The sequence below is a fragment of the Brachybacterium squillarum M-6-3 genome (assembly GCF_000225825.1).
Classification (GTDB): Bacteria; Actinomycetota; Actinomycetes; order Actinomycetales; family Dermabacteraceae; genus Brachybacterium; species Brachybacterium squillarum.
The window spans coordinates 303,081-318,642 of the sequence record NZ_AGBX01000006.1 but is presented as its reverse complement, the minus strand read 5'-3'; the positions used below and the strand labels follow the sequence as shown (position 1 = coordinate 318,642).

Annotated in this window: 12 protein-coding genes; 2 read left to right on the top strand and 10 right to left on the bottom strand. The window is 69.5% G+C overall.

Annotation, left to right across the window (positions count from 1 at the left end; translation table 11 throughout):
• The first annotated feature begins 18 nt into the window (after positions 1–18).
• Together OM98_RS16500 and OM98_RS15260 are read left to right on the top strand one after the other, a co-directional pair.
• Positions 19–852, top strand: coding sequence for a tyrosine-type recombinase/integrase (locus tag OM98_RS16500; RefSeq protein ID WP_083837754.1), 834 nt, complete (start codon positions 19–21; stop codon positions 850–852).
• Between the two features lie 49 nt (positions 853–901).
• Positions 902–1,117, top strand: a complete 216-nt coding sequence (locus OM98_RS15260; protein WP_010534339.1) for a helix-turn-helix domain-containing protein — start codon at positions 902–904, stop codon at positions 1,115–1,117.
• A gap of 68 nt (positions 1,118–1,185) precedes the next feature.
• On the opposite strand, the gene OM98_RS15255 is transcribed toward OM98_RS15260, so the two are convergent.
• The 10 genes from OM98_RS15255 to recN all read right to left on the bottom strand — a co-directional run bounded on the left by OM98_RS15255 (position 1,186) and on the right by recN (position 15,555).
• Entirely contained in the window at positions 1,186–2,247 is a 1,062-nt protein-coding gene (locus OM98_RS15255; RefSeq protein ID WP_010534338.1) for a restriction endonuclease subunit S, read from the bottom strand.
• Positions 2,244–4,238: an HsdM family class I SAM-dependent methyltransferase gene (locus OM98_RS15250; protein WP_010534337.1), complete on the bottom strand. Its 1,995-nt coding sequence runs from the start codon at positions 4,236–4,238 to the stop codon at positions 2,244–2,246. Before OM98_RS15250 ends, OM98_RS15255 begins: the two co-directional genes overlap by 4 nt.
• Before the next feature lie 1,118 nt (positions 4,239–5,356).
• Positions 5,357–6,037, bottom strand: coding sequence for an NUDIX domain-containing protein (locus tag OM98_RS09235; RefSeq protein WP_010534335.1), 681 nt, complete (start codon positions 6,035–6,037; stop codon positions 5,357–5,359).
• Positions 6,038–6,039: 2 nt separating this feature from the next.
• A complete protein-coding gene (locus OM98_RS09230) occupies positions 6,040–7,833 on the bottom strand; it encodes a CTP synthase (RefSeq protein WP_010534334.1) in 1,794 nt (597 codons plus the stop codon).
• A gap of 11 nt (positions 7,834–7,844) precedes the next feature.
• Entirely contained in the window at positions 7,845–8,876 is a 1,032-nt protein-coding gene (locus tag OM98_RS09225) for a glycosyltransferase (RefSeq protein WP_010534333.1), read from the bottom strand.
• Positions 8,873–10,798, bottom strand: a complete 1,926-nt coding sequence (gene murJ, locus OM98_RS09220; protein ID WP_010534332.1) for a murein biosynthesis integral membrane protein MurJ — start codon at positions 10,796–10,798, stop codon at positions 8,873–8,875. The genes OM98_RS09225 and murJ overlap by 4 nt, the downstream gene beginning before the upstream one ends.
• A complete protein-coding gene (locus tag OM98_RS09215; RefSeq protein WP_010534331.1) occupies positions 10,795–11,607 on the bottom strand; it encodes a hypothetical protein in 813 nt (270 codons plus the stop codon). The genes murJ and OM98_RS09215 overlap by 4 nt, the downstream gene beginning before the upstream one ends.
• Entirely contained in the window at positions 11,604–12,617 is a 1,014-nt protein-coding gene (locus OM98_RS09210) for a copper transporter (protein WP_010534330.1), read from the bottom strand. Before OM98_RS09210 ends, OM98_RS09215 begins: the two co-directional genes overlap by 4 nt.
• A 14-nt stretch (positions 12,618–12,631) precedes the next feature.
• Entirely contained in the window at positions 12,632–13,831 is a 1,200-nt protein-coding gene (gene steA, locus OM98_RS09205) for a putative cytokinetic ring protein SteA (RefSeq protein WP_010534329.1), read from the bottom strand.
• Positions 13,828–15,555 (bottom strand): DNA repair protein RecN, encoded by a 1,728-nt coding sequence (recN, locus tag OM98_RS09200; protein ID WP_010534328.1) that lies wholly within the window; start codon positions 15,553–15,555, stop codon positions 13,828–13,830. The genes steA and recN overlap by 4 nt, the downstream gene beginning before the upstream one ends.
• Between the last annotated feature and the right edge of the window lie 7 nt (positions 15,556–15,562).

The window sequence follows — 15,562 nt, the reverse complement described above, 5'->3', positions numbered from 1 at the left end:
TCGGGCAACGTGGAACCCATGGACGTCATCGCACAACTCCCTCTCTGGACGGCCTGGCTTCGTGCCTCAGACCGCTCCGAAACGACTGTGAGACTGCGCGAATACCACGTCCGGCGCTACCTGAGTAGTGTTCCCGCTGAGACGGATCCGCTAGATCTTGAGTGGCTTATCGCCTACCTCGCGAATCCTTGTTGGAAGCCCGCAACCCGCCGCAGCGCCCGCACATCCCTGCGGATCTGGACCACTTGGCTCCATTGCACCGGCAGGATCCTCGCGGATCCACTCGCACTCATCCCGCCAGCCAGAGCTCCCAAATCTGTCCCCAGGCCATGTCCAGACCCGATCATCCGAAAGGCGCTCCTCAGCTCAAACACGAGAGTTCAAGCGATGATCACCCTTGCGGCCGAGGCAGGGCTACGACGTGCAGAGATCGCGGTGGTTTCCCGCGCCGACGTCATCGAAGAACATGCCGGAACCTCGCTCATCGTTCATGGTAAGGGCCGGCGCGAACGTACAGTGCCCTTGACGCGGGCCGCAGCCGACGCCGTCGGACGACAGCTCAACGATGTCTCTCCTGAGCTTCCTTGGCTTTTCCCTTCAACGGGACGCTACGCAGATTCACACCTCCAACCGATTCGAGTTGGCGAGCTAATCAACGAGGCGCTCTCAGGCCGCTGGAGCGCACACACCCTACGCCATCGATTCGCAACAGAGGCATACAGAAGATCCCGAGATCTCCTATTAGTTCAGACGCTCATGGGTCACTCGAAGCCTGAGACCACAGCAATCTACGTAGGCCTTGACACCGCCCAAGCCCGGTCGATCATCGACGGAATAAGTTTGGTCGCATAGACGATGCTATAGCAGTAAACAAGTCCGCTCACCGGAGAAAGGCCAGAGCATGTCTAATCCACCGCCGGTCCTGAAGCGCCGATTTATCACGCTCGAGAATGTCCGTGAGGTGCTCAGCATCAGCCACGCGCAGGCATACGCACTCGTTCGATCGGGCGATCTTCGCGCGATCCGTGTCGGAGGCCGGGGACAGTGGCGAATTGAAAACGCTGAACTAGAAGCTTACATCCTGCGCTCTTACCATTCGCCGCACACAAACAAGTAACACGCAAACGCCTGAAGAATCCCAACGACTTCCTGCTGCACGTGACAGGCCGCATCAGTAACGTTGCATCACACATCCCGAAGGAGACTATCTCCAGCGCGCGCCCGAAGCACCCTCCCGTAAGTCGTCATCCCTTCCCAATCGACCTCGACGACTCCTCGCTCATCAGTAATGACAGGTACCATTATACGCGTCGCTCGAAGGCGGTTGAGAGATGCTCCGTTTCCCCATTTGAACTTACTCATTTGCCGACGCAAGATTGCTACCAGCACCGGCCCGTTCGAGGAATTAAGCTTCGGATGCCTGAGAACCTGTATTTCCTTGCTGGTATAGAACCCGACAGGCTGATAAAAGACCGTCGACGTAGAAACCCCAATAGTAAGGCAATTACCGCCATTGGGGACGTCAAAACGTTGATGCGGAAGATAGGCCACGATGCCGTTGTTTTCTCCCGAGCGGGCAACGTACGGATAGCATGCGTTACCGATTCGTTCTGCTTTACTCAGATCGAACCACTTCCCGGCAGCTCCTATGGACTCAAACACATCCGTAATGCGCAATGCGCCAAAAGAGAGCTCTGGGAGCACTTCGGACGTTTTCACCATTTCTCTGCGGACAAACTCATTTACCCTCGCCGACGCGGCAGAAGTGATCTCTTGACCTAGAGCATCGAGACCCTCCCAGTCCACCTCGACATTGCCGCCCTTGTCGCGCTGAGCGGGAACTAATATGCGGGTGCGCGCGAGCCTCTTCATCGACACCCCATACCCCCAGGAGAACTTGGCCATCGCGTGCCGCATTGCAGCAACGAGCACCAGCCCGCTGCCGCTATTCATTCTTGGGTGCCGGAAGATTAGGAAGTTCTGTGCGGTATAAAATGGTTGTGGCTGATAGAACGTGGACTGCGTCTTGAGTGTGACGGTGATGCAATTTCCCGGCACCGGCTGGCTCTCTTGGGCCCCCACCACTGCCGCAATCCCATTATTGCCATAAACCTGACTGAGGTAGAAGTACTCTCCTGGACCATCTTGAAGATCTGCCTTGTCATACCAGGAAGCCGAAGCCTTCATTGTTTCGAAAACTTCTGGGATGAGCATTGGCTCGAAGTTAATCTCCTCGTAGACACTCATTCCTCGACACCCTCTTTCGTCGTTCCGTTTGCGAGAGGGTCAATAAGGTGTCCAAGTCCATGTGAATGCATACCAACTTGCCACGTGACATAATCAGCTACCGTATCGAGAAGCTCTTCGTAGGTCGGCGGCTGATCATTAAAGTAGAAGTAGGAGTGTTGCCACTCGTCATCCGCAGTGACCTCAGAGCGCACGATGAACGAAGTGTCATCCTGAGCGTCTCCGCTCAGGACTTCCAAAAGATGCTTGCGACGAGCCTCGACTGTGCCATCAGCGACTAGTCCACGATGCTGGGCGACAACCCATCCATCCTTTTCAAAGTTAATGAATTTGACTTTCGACTCAGCCTTGTGCGGCCTCCCGGCAGTTAGAATCACAATCACCGTATGGGGAGTATGGCCCGAATTATGAAAAGTCATCGGGTTCATGGTGATGACGCTCTCTAGCGTGTTGTGGCGCAGTATGCTCTTCTTTCGGGCTCGGTCCTCCTTCGTCTTCCCCACCATCGCTGATTGCGGAACAATAGCTGCAAGCCGACCACCCGGATTGAGGAACTCTAACGCCTTCTCGACAAAAGCGATCTCAGACAGGTGTCGTGTATTCTTGTCCTTGGACTGTGAATACGGCGGATTCAAAAGCACCTTAGTGAATCCGTGCCCAGGCTCGACGCTCCCGTCACTAAGTACTCGGTCCCCACGCATTTCGGACATTGGGGCCTCAAAGATGGAATCGCGGCGAAAGTTGGCGCGACCGTCTCCACGAAGAATCATGTTCGTTGTGCCAATGGCGAACAGCTTGTCTTGAAGTTCAATGCCATGAAGCCGATGCTCCCGTATTACATTCTTCAGATGGGCGTCGTCGCCAGCATCACTGAACATGCGCTGCATTGCAGCAATGAGAAACGAGGCTGTACCAGCTGTCGGGTCGAGAACATAGTCACTAGCGCTAACGTCAATAAGTTCTGTCATCAGTGTTGTGACATGCTCAGGAGTAAGAACAATACCGAGTCCAGCCCCATCACCACCACCATACGAGATGAACTCGTGGTAGAAGTTGCCGAGCACATCGAATGCGCTCATCGAGGGGTCGACTACTACGTGAAGTACATCATTCTTTAGGATACGAGCGATCCACTTAAGGGGGGACTCGTCGAGGTCCCGATGTCGGCGATTAAGTTGCGGGGCGTTCCTGATGAAGGCGAATTGGTCTAGCAGGGTGCCGATTTTCTGATTCGGCATTAGTGACTCAGCTCGCATGAACTGTTCTGCCGCATCGTAGATTATTCGCCCGTCCCAAACCTGGCTATTGTTACCTGGCGTGCGAGCGTGAAGATTCTCGATGCTGAAGAATTCGTTGCGCAGGGCTAGGAGAATCGCAGAAACGAGAGGGGCTTTCCGGTCGTTCTCGACGCTGCCGTAGTTCCTCATACCTTCATGGAGCCGTCGGGCGACCGACCGCAGATCATCAAGGCGAGCTTCAGATTGGGGCCTGCGCTCGAGTACTTGCACCGAGTGATATTCGCTAATCTGATCGGTCGCGAAAACATCGAGATTGCTCAAGTCATCGAGTTGCTTAACGACGCCTTCATTTACGTAGACAACAGATATCTCATGGTGGATTTCGTCCCCGCCAATCCCGACAGCAAAGATTCCCTTAGTGTGCGGAATCCCATTGCTGATCATGGTTTTCGCGTAGTGCACGGCGCCGTTCAATGCATAGTCGGCGCGATACGGATAGGCTGTAGTCACCTCGCCGCCATCGAGGTAGCGCGTGCGGCTGACCTCGCGCTTGTCCTCAATCACCACAACAAAGCCATCGACCTCAAACACGAATTCTGGCTTACCCTCAGCGAGAGCGGATGCGGACTTGGATCCGCCTCTTAGCGCGTCGCGCTTCCATGCCGGACCGCCATCCTGCTCCCACGGCCGGAGAACATCGATGTCTCGCAACATGTCGCGAACAAACTGGTCGGTGGACTTCTCGTTTGTCATGGTCTCTCTTGTCAATCGCTAGATTGTGACTCCTCGAAGGGGCCTAGCCTGCTTGCGTCGGCTCGCCCGTACCCGTTCAGGGTACGCGCTGTGCTCTGTGCACCTACGCAGCTCTCTAGACGTCTGTAGCCGGGGCGCTAGCGCCGACTGTCAGACGCCGGCTCACCTCCGCTCGTCCTGTGCCAGAAACGGTCGTTGAGCACTGCCTGGGTCACCGCCGGAGTCGCAGGACGGTCTCCCTGGTCGACGTGTGTCACAACGGCGTGCCAGATCTACTCGTGCCAAAAGTCGATCGAATCGGTTCGTTGTGGCACAGGAGGGTCCCGTGACGATGCACGACCACGCGCACGTGTCCACCGAGGACCAGTCTCTCTGTCGGCATCTGTCGCTCTCGCTGTGGGAAGGATCGACCCTAGTTAGCGGATGCCCAGAGGGCACTCAGCGCGACTGCGAGTCGTCCCGTCCTCAATGTTCTCGACTCCGAGTTTCAGGTCGCCGGCGGCGCTCAGGTCTTCACCTACCTGAGCTGTCTCTCCCGGCACACCGACCGGTTGGTCCCTAGCAAGGTCGGGCTCCCGAGACCCGGCGACGAAGTCGAGTTCCTGTGTGCGCATGGTTATCGCAGCCCCATGTCTTCACATCCATTCGGTTGCCTTACAGGCATCCGGCCAGTCCGCGGGGCAGCTGACCCCCGATGTCACCCCGCTTCTCGACCGCCCCCACCCCACCGGCTGGGTCGACACCGTCCTCTCCGCCCCGGCGGTCCGGCAGCTCGTGATCTTCTGGTCTGAAAAGCTGGATGACCCGCACTCCACGGACTAGCCCGACTGGTGCATGATGATGCATCGGCCTCCCGCGCCACCTTGCCCGTGCAGCCCGAGGATCCCTAAGCCCCGCGGGAGTGGCAGGCCGATCCCGGTCGTCCGCACATGTTGCTCCGCCTTGTCATCTGGGTACGTGACCTGGACGCCGCGTTGCGCAACGCAGAGGCGTGGCGTGTGCGCTTCGCTGGGTTCCAGCCGTAAGGGAAGTCCATGTGCTGCTGGATGCGGTCGGGCATTCCTTCTGCCTGTACCTGGATGAAGTCTGACCGGCGGTGTCGCTCACCGCGCGGCGGGTTAATCGCGGCCGGGACGCTCCGGGAACGGCGTATCGGCCGGGCGCAGTGCCGCTTGGTCCTCCCCACCTGGCACGGCGCGCAGCGCCAGCAGGGCCGCCACCGTGGTGGCATTGCTGATCTCCCCGGCGAGCACCGCGGCGACGGCCTCCTCCAGGTCCACCCAGCGCTGCAGCAGCTCGGCCTCCTCGTGCTCGCGCGCGAAGTCGAGGTCCTCGGCGGGGCGCACGTCGGTGGCGAGGTAGACGCGCAGCACTTCGTCGCTGCCGCCGGGGCTGGGGCGCAGGTCGATCAGGCTGTGCAGGGTGCCGGCCGTAAATCCGGTCTCCTCGGCGAGCTCGCGCAGGGCCGCGTCCTGCTCCGGCTCGTCGCCGTGGTCCAGCAGACCGGCGGGGATCTCCCACAGCTCGTGGCCGACGGGGTGGCGGTACTGCCGGATCAGCAGCACCCGCCCCTGCTCGTCGAGGGCCAGCACGGCGACCGCCCCGGGGTGGCGCACGTACTCGCGGTCGAAGCGCACGCCGGGGGCGAAGTCGATGGTGTCGCGGCTGAGGTCGAAGACCATCCCGTGATGGGAGGTGCGGCGCTCGGCGACGGGGCGCTGCCCGGGCAGGTCGCGCAGCGGGGCCTCCGCGTCGGGGCCGGTCGCCGCGCTGCCGTCCTGCTCCGGGCCAGCGGTCATGCTCAGTCCTCGGCCGGGGTAGTCGCCTCGGCGTCCTCGACGCCGGTGGGCTCCACCTCGAGCAGGCGGGTGGACTTCTGCACCTCGAGGGCCGCGCCGATCAGCCCGGCGAACAGCGGGTGCGCGCGGGTGGGGCGGGACTTCAGCTCGGGGTGGGCCTGGGTGCCGATGTAGTACGGGTGCACCTCGGTGGGCAGCTCCACGAACTCGACCAGGGTGCGCTCGCCCTCCAGCGCGGACTCGCCGGAGATGCGCAGCCCGGCCTCCTCCAGCTCGCCGCGGTAGGCGTTGTTGACCTCGTAGCGGTGGCGGTGGCGCTCGGCGACCTGTCGGGAGCCGTAGACCTCGGCGGCCAGGGAGCCCTCGGCGAGGGTGTGGTCGTAGGAGCCCAGGCGCATGGTGCCGCCCAGGTCCCCGCCGCCGTCGACGATGTCCTGCTGCTCGGCCATGGTGGCGATGACGGGACGCGAGGTGGTGGGGTCGAACTCGGAGGAGTGTGCGTCGGCCCAGCCCAGCTCGGTGCGGGCGTACTCGATGACCATGCACTGCATGCCCAGGCACAGGCCCAGCGCCGGGATGCCGTGGCGGCGGGCGTGGCGCAGGGCGCCGACCTTGCCGTCCACGCCGCGCACGCCGAAGCCGCCGGGCACGACGATCGCGTCGACGTCGCGCAGCTGCTGGCGGGCGCCCTCCTCGGTGGTGCAGGAGTCCGACTCGACCCAGCGCAGGTGCACCTTGGCGGCGTGGTGGAAGCCGCCGGCGCGGATGGCCTCGGAGACGGAGAGGTAGGCGTCGGGCAGGTCGACGTACTTGCCGACCACGGCGACGGTGACCTCGTAGGAGGGGTGGTGGACGCGCTGCAGCAGCGAGTCCCAGACGCTCCAGTCCACGTCGTGGCTGAGCAGGTCGAGGCGGCGGATCGCGTAGGCGTCCAGGCCCTCGTCGTGCAGCACGTGGGGGATGTCGTAGATGGAGGGCGCGTCGGGGCAGGTGACGACGGCGTCGAGGTCGACGTCGCACATCGAGGAGATCTTCGCCTTCACCGAGGTGGGCAGCTCCCGGTCGGCGCGCAGCACGATCGCGTCGGGCTGGATGCCGATGTTGCGCAGCGCGGCGACGGAGTGCTGGGTGGGCTTGGTCTTCAGCTCCTGGGAGGGGCCGATGAAGGGCACCAGGGAGACGTGCACGAAGAAGACGTTGTCGCGGCCGACGTCCTGGCGGACCTGGCGGGCGGCCTCGAGGAAGGGCTGGGACTCGATGTCGCCGACGGTGCCGCCGATCTCGGTGATCACCACGTCGATGTCCTCGCCGGCCTGGGAGCGCATCGACTCCTTGATGGCGTTGGTGATGTGCGGGATGACCTGCACGGTGTCGCCGAGGTACTCGCCGCGACGCTCCTTGGCGATGACGCCGGAGTAGACCTGGCCGGTGGTGACGTTGGCGTCGGCTGTGAGGTTCTCGTCGAGGAAGCGCTCGTAGTGGCCGATGTCCAGGTCGGTCTCGGCGCCGTCCTCGGTGACGAAGACCTCGCCGTGCTGGAAGGGGTTCATGGTGCCCGGGTCCACGTTCAGGTACGGGTCGAGCTTCTGCATGGTGACCGTGAGGCCGCGGGCTCGCAGCAGCATCCCGAGGGAGGAGGCGGTCAGGCCCTTGCCGAGGCTGGAGACCACACCCCCCGTCACGAAGATGTGCTTGGTGGTGCCGGGGTTCCTGAAGGGCTTCGCGGCGGCGCTCTGGCCGGGGCGAGGGAGGGGACCGGGGCCGTTGACGGGGGTGCTCACGCTGGTGTCTGCCACGGGCTGTCAACCTACCATCGCACGCCGGTCGGAGCCAGGAGGTCCACCAGCTGCGCGGTGAGATCCGTGGCATCGGGCAAGGTCAGAGCCCGTTCCCGCGCGGCACGCTCGGCGCGGCGACGGTGCACGGGGTCACGCTGGGCGACGATCGCCGCAGCCAAACCGGACGGATCACCGACGGGCACGAGCGTCGCGGCGGCGCCGGTGACCCAGCGGGTGCCGCCGGCGTCGGTGGCGACCACGGCGCGGCCGGCGCGCAGCGCCTCCTGCAGGCCGACGGGCTGGCCCTCCCAGCGCGCGGCGGAGACCACGAGCTGGGCGTCCGCGAGCAGGGCGGGGACGTCGGCGCGGTGGCCGAGCAGGGTGACGGGCAGGCGCTCGGCGTCGATCCGGTCCTGCAGGGCGGAACGCAGCGGCCCCTCCCCCGCCACCTCGATGCGCACCTGGCCGGGTTCGAGCAGGGCGGCGGCGTCCAGCAGGTTCTCCAGGCCCTTCTGCGGGGCCAGCCGGGCGAGGACCAGCACCCGCAACGGGCCGGGGTCGAGCGGCTCGGCCTCGGGCGGCACCGGGTCCGGCACCCCGGCAGCGGGCGGGGCGGGGATGACGGCGTGGCGGACGTCCCGGGCGCCGGCGCGGTGGGCCTGCTCGGCGAGGTCCGGGGAGACGGCCAGCACGGTGTCGGCGCCGCGGGCGAGGATCCGCAACAGCAGCGCGCCGATGGCGCGCACCGGGAGGGAGCCGAGGGTGCGGTTGTGCAGGGTGACCACGAGCCGCACCCGGCGGTCGCGGCGGGGGCGGGCGAGGGCGGCGAGCGCCCCGGCGCGCAGGCCGTGGGCGTGCACGCCGAGCGGGCGGGCGGCGGTGCGCATCTCGCGGCGCAGGGTGCGCCAGCTGGCGAGGTCCGCGCGGGGCGCGGGGCGCTCCTGGATGCGGGCGGCGGACTCGGTGACGTCCAGGCCCGCGGCGCGCAGCAGCTCGCGCTCCTGGTCGACGTGGGCGGCGAGGCCCCCGGTGGCGCGGGGGCGCACCAGCAGCACGCTCACGGCCGCTCCCTGGGGTGCTCGGCCTCCTCGGGTGTGGCCACGCGCTCCTCGGCGCCCAGGTCCCCGGGGGCGGCGGGACGGGCCGGCGGCGTCGGGGTCGAGTCCACCGCGACGGCGGATTCCGCGTCGGCGGGACCGGCACCAGCAGGGTCGGCACCCGCGGGATCGGTGACGCCGGGATCCGTGGCGGTCTCCCCCTCGGCTGCCGTGGCCTTCGACCGGCGCAGGCGTCGGCGCAGGGTGGTCAGCAGGGTCGGGTCGGCCGCGAGCAGCACCAGGGCCGCCGGGACCGCCCCGACCAGTCCGGCGAGCGCGCCGACGGCGATGGTGGTGACCAGGCCGCTGCCGAGGTCCACCAGCAGCCGGCACAGCAGCAGGCCGGGCACGGCCCCTGCCACGAGGGCCAGGGGCGCGAGCAGGGCGGAGCGGCGCACCTGCGGGGCGCCGCCGCCGGGCTCGATCACCGGGGCGATGCGACCGAGGCCCACCAGAGCGGACAGGGCCATGCCGAGGGCGATGGTGAGGCCGAAGGTGGTGGCCGCCTCGGAGGCGGGGCGCAGCGGGGAGGGCACGATCAGGGCGAGGATCGCGGCGCCGGCGATGACCCAGCCCGCGGAGCCGACCAGCAGGGCGTCCCGGGCGCGCAGGGCGGCGGCGAGGATGCGGGTGCACTGGGTGGCGACCGCGTAGCCGGGCAGGCCCAGGGCGAGGGCCGCGGTGGTGGAGCCGACGCCGGCGGCGCCGGCCCGGTCGATGAGCCGGAAGAACTGCTCGAGGGCGGGGGCGGCGGCGATCAGCGCCGCGGCGCCCAGCACGGACAGCCCGATCACGGTGCGCACGGAGGCGGCGGCCGCGCGGGCCAGGCCCACGGTGTCGCCGACCAGGCGCATCTCGGCGAGCTGCGGGAACATCGCGGTCATCAGCGGCACCACGAGGATCGCGTAGGGCAGCAGGTACAGCGCCTGGGCGTACTGGAACACGGGCAGGGTGCCGGTGCCGCCGGCGCGCATGGCCAGGAGCATCACCAGGGCCAGCACGCCCTGCTGGGCGGCGACCGCGCCGAGGCCCGCGCCGCCGAGGCCCAGGGCGCGGCGGCCGTCGCCGGCGGGCAGGCGCAGGGTGGGTCGCAGCCGCAGGCCTGCCCGGTGGGCGGCGATCGCGACGCTGAGCGCCATCACGGCGACCCCGGCGGTGGTGCCCCAGCCCAGCCACGCGATCGCGGCATCGGGCACGGTGGTGGAGGTGGCGACGGTCGGCACCAGGGCCGCGTAGACGCGGTAGGAGGCCATCACCACCAGGGAGGACAGCAGCGGCATCATCGCGGGCCAGAGGAAGCGCTTGCGGGCCTGCAGGTAGGCGGCGAGCACCACGGCGATCGCGTACAGCGGCAGCTGGGGGGCGAAGATCCGCAGCAGCGCGGTGCCGACGGTGACGGCCCCGGCGCTGGACTCCCCCGCCCCCAGCAGCAGCGAGGCGAGCTGCGGGGCGAAGACGATCAGCACGGCCGTGAGCGGCAGGGTGACCAGCAGCGCCCAGCCGAGCAGGCCGGAGACGATGCCGGCGGCGCGGGCGGAGCCCTCGGTCTTGGCGGCGGCATTCGCAGCGCCCGCCGTGCCCCCCGCCCCGGGTCGCGGGGCGCCCTCGGGGACCAGGCCCGCGACCAGCGGCACCACCACCGCGGCGAGCGCGCCGCCGGCGACGATCTCGAACATCACCGAGGGCAGCAGGTTCGCCGTCGCGTAGGCGGTGCCGACGTCGCCGGCGCCGACGCTGGCGCCGAACACGAGGTAGCGCAGGAAGCCGGCGAGGCGGGCCAGCACGGTGACCACGAGGATCACCCCGGCGCCCCTCAGCACGGTGCGCAGCAGGGAGGAGGGGGGCGAGCCGGCGCCGGTGGGGACGACGGCCTCGGGGGCGCTCACGCGGCGGTCCCGGGATCGGGGTCGGGGACGGGGGCGGGGCGGCGGCCGAGCCGGTCCAGGCGGTCCAGCACGGGCGTGGCGGCGATGACGGCGCTGAAGCTGTGACGCTCGCTGGCCAGCGTGAGGGCGGTGACGCCGGCCAGCAGGGCGAGGCGCGCCGGCACGGGCAGGCGCCGGGCGGCGGCGGTGCCCAGCGCGGTGCCCAGCACGTTGGCCCCGGCGTCGCCGAGCATGCCGTGCTCTCGCAGGTCGGCGGGCAGGGCCAGGGCGCCGGGGAGCAGGGCGGCGACGGCCAGGGCGCGGCCGTCGGCGTCGCGGGCGGCGCGCGCCGCGTCCTCCGCCACCGAGGGCAGGGCGAGGGCCGCGGCGGCCGGCAGCACGACCTTCAGGGCGCGGCCGGGCCGCAGGTCCAGCAGGTTGGCGAGGTTCGCGGTGCCGGCGGCGAGGGCCGCATCGGCGAGCACCATCGGGCCGTTCCGGGGCGCGGGTGCGGTGAGCGCGGCGGCGCCGGCCAGCAGGGGGATGCCGAGCGCCTTGGCGGCGCCCGTGGTCAGGTGCCCCTCGCGCAGACGGCCCAGGTGGCCGCGCAGGCCCTTGGAGACGGGGTGCCCGGCGGTGCGCAGCCGCGGCTCCAGCACGTCGTCGGCCAGGCCCAGGGCGGTCACGCCCGCCAGCACGGCGGCGTCGCGGCCGCGTCCGCGGGCGGCGAGGACGGTGACGCCGAGACCCACCAGGGCCCCCTCGGCCAGGGTCACCTCTCGCCCGGCGAAGTTGCGGCGCCGCAGCTCGGCGCGGAGGGCGCGGATCACCCCTGCTCACCCCCGTCGGAGGCGGCGGGCGCGGAGGCCTGCGTCTCGGGCAGGGAGGGCAGGCGGGACTCGGCGTCGGAGGTGGTGCCGTAGGCGCCGGAGCCGCCGCGGTCCTGCTCGATCAGCGCCAGCACGGCCAGCAGCGGCCCGTCGGGCTCCTGCAGGCGGTCGGTGGAGGACAGTTCCCCGAAGCGGCCGTCTCCGCGGACCGTGCGCAGCAGACCGGTGGTGCCGTCGTTGTCCGGCGTCACCCCGGCCACCACGGCGGGCATCCCGGTGCCGGCGAGCTCCTCGAGCAGGGCGGTCTGGGCGGCGAGCTGCTGCTGGGCGCGCTCGGTGGCGGTGGCGTCGTCGTCGGTGGCGACGGCGAAGCGCTCCGGCTCGGCGGCGGCGTAGATCAGCGCGTCGACGGAGACGGGGATGTCGCCCTCGGTGGAGACGAGCTGGTGCTCGATGAGCACCTGCCAGATCTGCCCGCGGAGGTTCTCGTCCAGGCCGGAGGCGGAAGCGGGGGCCAGCAGGTCCACCACGACGGCGGCGAGCTGCTCGTGGTCCTCCAGCTCGGGGTCGAGCACGGCGGGGGCGATCGCGGCGATCTCCTCGAGGGCGTCGGCGCGGGTGGAGGCCCGGTCGGGCGCCCACAGGGCGCGCTGCAGCTCGACCTCGACGACGGTGGCGGCGCCGGCATCCTGCAGCAGGGAGGTCGTGGTGTCCACGGCGGTGCCGGTGGAGGCGTCGTCGGTGATCACGGCGACGGTGCTGTCCTCGAGGGTGCCGGCGACGACCTCGGGGCCGATCTCGGTGACCAGGGAGGCGAGCTGGTCGTTCTGCCCCTCGAGGTCCTCGACCTGGCTGCGCAGGTTCTCCTGCTCGGTGCGCAGCTGCTCGACCTGCCCCGAGAGCTGGTCGCCGAGGCTGTCCTGCAGCGGCCCGGCGCCCAGCACGATGCCCACCGCGAGCGCGAGGAACACGGAGATCAGGGAGACCAGGTGGTAGCGGAAGTCGATCACGGCGGCAGTCCCTCCTACGACCCGCTGGGCCGGGGCTCGAACAGGTGGGTGAAGGCGGACAGGGCGGCGTCCAGGCGCGCCCCGATGATCTGGAAAAGGGCCTGGCCGCCGTCGGTGGACCACAGGGCGACGCCGAGCGCGACCAGCCCCGCCAGGGCCAGCAGCACCAGCTGCAGGGTGGAGATGCGCTGGCGGTACAGCCGGGAGACGCCCTTGGCGTCCACCAGCTTGGACCCGATCCGCAGGCGCGTGAGGAAGGTGGAGCTCATCCCGGCGCGCCCCTTGTCCAGGAACTCCTCGAGGGTGCCGTGGGTGCCGACGGCGACGATCACGCTGGCGCCCTTCTCGTCGGCCAGCAGCATCGCGATGTCCTCGCTGGTGCCGGAGGCGGGGAAGACGATGGCCTTCTCCCCCAGGCCGAGCTTCTGCAGCCGCTCCAGGCCGGGGGCACGGCCGTCGCGGTAGGCGTGCACGACGAGTTCGGCGCCGCTGCGCAGGGCCAGGTCGGAGACGGAGTCCATGTCGCCGATGATCAGGTCGGGGCGCACGCCCGCCTCGAGCACCGCGTCGGCGCCGCCGTCCACGCCGATCACCACGGGCCGGTTCTCCCGCAGGAAGGGCCGCAGCGTAACGAGGTCCTCCTTGTAGTGGTAGCCGCGCACCACGATCAGCACGGGGCGTCCCCGCAGGGCGGTCCGCACCTCGGGGGCGCCGATGCCGTCCAGCAGCAGGTCCTTCTCGCGGAGCATGTACTCCATGGTGTTCCGGGCGAACAGTTCGAGCTGCTCGGAGAGGCCCTCACGGGCAGCGGCGAGGTCGCTCGCGACGGTGCCGGCGTCCTGCGCGGTGCCGTGCAGGACGGTGCCGGCGCCGCGGTGGACGATGCCGTCCTGCACGATGATCTCGTCGCCCTCGCGGAGGGTGGCGAACAGCTCGGGGCCGAGCCGGTCCACCAGGGGGATGCCGGCCTCGACCAGGATCCGGGGGCCGGCGTTGGGGTAGCGGCCCGAGGTGGAGGCGGCGGCGTTGAGCACCGCGGCGGGCTGGCGCTCGACGAGGGCCTCGGCGGCGACGCGGTCGATGTCCTCGTGATCGATGACGGCGACGTCCCCGGGGACCAGCCGGGAGGTGAGGTCCTTGGTGCGGTGGCCGAGCCGGGCGACGCCGGCGACGGCGAGCGCGTCCGGGTCGGGCACGACGGGGAGATCGCTCATCCGCTCCCCCGCCCCGGGGCCCGTCGGGCCTCCTCGAGCAGCTCCTCGGCATGGGCGAGCGCGACGTCGGAGTCCTCGTCGCCGGCGAGCATGCGGGCCAGCTCCCGCACCCGGCCGGCGCCCTCGAGGGTCTCGACGGTGGAGCTGGTGCGCTGCTCGTCGCGGCTCTTGACGATCCGCAGGTGGGTGCCCGCGTGGGCGGCGACCTGCGGCAGGTGGGTGACGACGATGACCTGCGCGTGGCGTGCGAGCTGGGCGAGGCGCTGGCCGACGGCGAGGGCGGCGCGGCCGCCGATCCCGGCGTCGATCTCGTCGAAGACGAAGACGGGGGCGGCGCTGCGGTCGCGGCGGGAGGCGGCCAGGGCCGCCTCGAGGGCGAGCATCACGCGGGAGAGCTCGCCGCCGGAGGCGGCCTGGGCGACGGGACGGTGCGCGGCGCCGGGGTGCGGGGCGAGCAGGATCTCGACCAGGTCCTTCCCGTGCCAGCGCTGGGCCTGGGCGGTGACGTCCACCCGGATCCCGGCGTCGGGCATCTCCAGGTGGCGCAGCTCCGTCTGCACGGCGGCGGCGAGGGCCTCGGCGGCGCCGGTGCGGGCGGCGGTGAGGTCGGCGGCGGCCTGCTCCAGCTCGCCCTCGAGGGTCTCCAGGCGCGCGGCGGCCTCCTCGCGCTCCCCGCGGGCGCGGGCGTAGCGGTCCAGGTCGACGGCGGCGCCGCGGGAGGCGGTCAGCAGCGTGGTGACGTCCTCGGCGGGGCCGTCGGGGCCGGGCAGCAGGGCGCCGAGGTCGCGGACCAGGGCGGTGAGCTCGGCGAGGCGCTCGTTGGCGGCGTCGCTGCGGCCGGGCGAGGCGTCGATGCCCTCGGCGTAGCGGGACAGCTCGGCGGCGAGGTCGGAGATCTCCAGCCGCAGCGCCTCCAGTCGCTCGGTGAGCGGGGCGAGGGTGGCGTCGGTGCGGCGGGCGCGCTCGGCGGCCTGCGCGGCGATGTCCACCAGCGCCGCGGCGGAGGGGGCGTCGTCGCCGACCAGGGCGTCGGCGGCGGTGGCGGCGGCGCCGCGCAGCTCCTCGGCGCTGCCCAGCCGGTCCAGCTCGCGGCGCAGCTCGGTGTCCTCGTCCTGCTGCGGGTCGACGGCCTCGAGGCGGTCCAGGGCCTCCTGCATGACGCGGCCGCGGCGCTCGCCCTCGGCCAGCAGTGCGTCGATCTCGGCGAGGCGCTCGCGCAGGGTGCGGCGCTCGGTCCACAGCTCCCGGTGGTGCTCACGCAGCGGCTCGATCTCGGCGCGGGCGGAGCGGTCCAGCGCCTCGCGCTGGGCGTCGGCGTCGCGCAGGCGCTGCTGGTCGGACTGGCCGTGGACGGTGACGGCGGTGCCGACCAGGCGGGAGAGGGTGCCGATGGGTACGGGGACCCCGCCGATCTGGGCGCGGGAGCGGCCGTCGCGGGTGACGCGGCGGACCACCAGCACCTCGCCCTCGTCCTCCTCGGCGCCGAGCTCGTCGAGCGCGTCCGCGAGCTCCTCGTGGCCGGTGAGGGCAAGGCTGCCGTCGACGGTGGCGGACTCCCCGGCGCGGCCGCGGTCCAGCCGCTCCCCCAGCAGCATCCCGAGGCCGGTGACGATCATGGTCTTGCCGGCTCCGGTCTCGCCGGTGAGCGCCGTGAATCCGGGGCCGAAGGCGAGGGTGGCGTCGTCGATCACGCCGATGTGGCGGATCCGCAGGGTGGAGAGCATCCCGCCC